This window comes from Streptomyces sp. NPDC058964 (assembly GCF_042741275.1).
In the GTDB taxonomy this organism is placed as follows: domain Bacteria; phylum Actinomycetota; class Actinomycetes; order Streptomycetales; family Streptomycetaceae; genus Streptomyces.
The window spans coordinates 1-1,330 of sequence record NZ_JBHYKH010000986.1 but is presented as its reverse complement, the minus strand read 5'-3'; the positions used below and the strand labels follow the sequence as shown (position 1 = coordinate 1,330).

General features: G+C 64.3%; 2 protein-coding genes. One reads left to right on the top strand and one right to left on the bottom strand.

From position 1 onward, the window contains the following. Window positions 1–424 (bottom strand): hypothetical protein (locus ACFW2E_RS47045; RefSeq protein WP_384478351.1); only part of this gene is annotated, 424 nt, incomplete at its 3' end. Between the two features lie 423 nt (window positions 425–847). On the opposite strand from ACFW2E_RS47045, the gene ACFW2E_RS47040 reads away from it, so the two are divergent. Continuing rightward, window positions 848–1,120, top strand: coding sequence for a WXG100 family type VII secretion target (locus ACFW2E_RS47040; RefSeq protein ID WP_363299797.1), 273 nt, complete (start codon window positions 848–850; stop codon window positions 1,118–1,120). The last annotated feature ends 210 nt before the right edge of the window (window positions 1,121–1,330 follow it).

The following is a 1,330-nucleotide window of genomic DNA, read 5'->3' as shown; positions in this document are numbered from 1 at the left end:
GGTCGTCCCGGTGATCGGCCAGTGACTGGGCGATCTCGGCGATCGTCTGCCGAGAGGACGGATCCTTCGGGTTGTCCAGCGCCTGCTTGAGGTTCGCCGCCTCCTGCTGCGCCTCGTACGCGGTGTTGATCTTCGAGACGTCCCAGGGGATGTTGATGAAATCCTTGTGGGGGTCGTTCGGGTCGACGAACCGCGGGTTGTGCAGCAGGTTCAGCGCCTCGTCGGCGCGCTTGGCCATGTCCCGCGCGTCGTCCTGGACCTGCGTCACCTGTCGCAGCAGCAACGACTGGTTGAGCGTCCCACCCCACTCGTCGAACAGCTTCTGGATGCTCGGTGTCTCACGAGCCAGCGTGTCCGCCAGGTCCTTGAGCTTGTTGGCCAGCAGACGCACCCGGTGCGGGTCGACCCCCGCGAACTCAGACATCCCGTTTCTCCCCCGTGCCGCAGTGTCTGTGGCGGCAATCGTCCGCCGACGGCAACTCCCAAGCAAGGCTATCCCCTGCTGTCACAAGGGTGTCCTGGATCGGTCAAGCAACGATCAAGGGTGTGTGGTGATTCCGCAACCGAGTGGAGCGGGACCGGTGGCTGCTCGTTGGCTTCGCCAGAGCAACTCGCCACGGATGGACGACCTTCGGCCGGTTTGCCGGATGTCTCATGCACATGCCCGGATGGGCGCGACGAGGTGTCACGATGCCTTGCGGGGAACCAACACACCGACAGGCCACGTCTGTTGCAGGAGAGTCCAACAGAGTCTGAAGACACTGGCATTACGTGAGCGGCGTACAGTTACGATTGCCAATCGCGGACGCGGTGTCCGTGACGTTGATACGGGGAGGAGCGGCGACTCATGGCTATCAGTGGTGCCGATCTCGACGCGCTGAACAAGCTGGTCAATCACTTCAAGAGCCAGAAGATCAACCTGGAGTCGGTGTTCAGCGGTCTGAACTCGGCTGCTGACGAGAGCCACGGCTACTGGACGGGTCCGCTGGCGGACAAGTTCCGTCACGAGTGGACGGCGATGAAGCCGCACCTCCAGAAGATCGTGGACCTGCTGCACGAGGCCCACCAGGCTTCGCAGACCCACCACGACAACATCCGCAGGGCCACCGCCGGCCACTGAGCCGGTCAGACTCCACGGAGCTTCTTGCTCAGGCCCGGGGTGCGCCGTCCGATCGTCGGGACGGAGGACCCCGGGCCGGTTCCGGTTCTTCGAGGGCCAACCTGCTGGAGGGGCGCGGACCTCTACGCGGTTGAGGTCCCGGAGTTCAACCCGCCCGTCCCCCCTGGGACGTCTCGGAGATCAACACCGCGTACGAGGCACAGCAGGAGG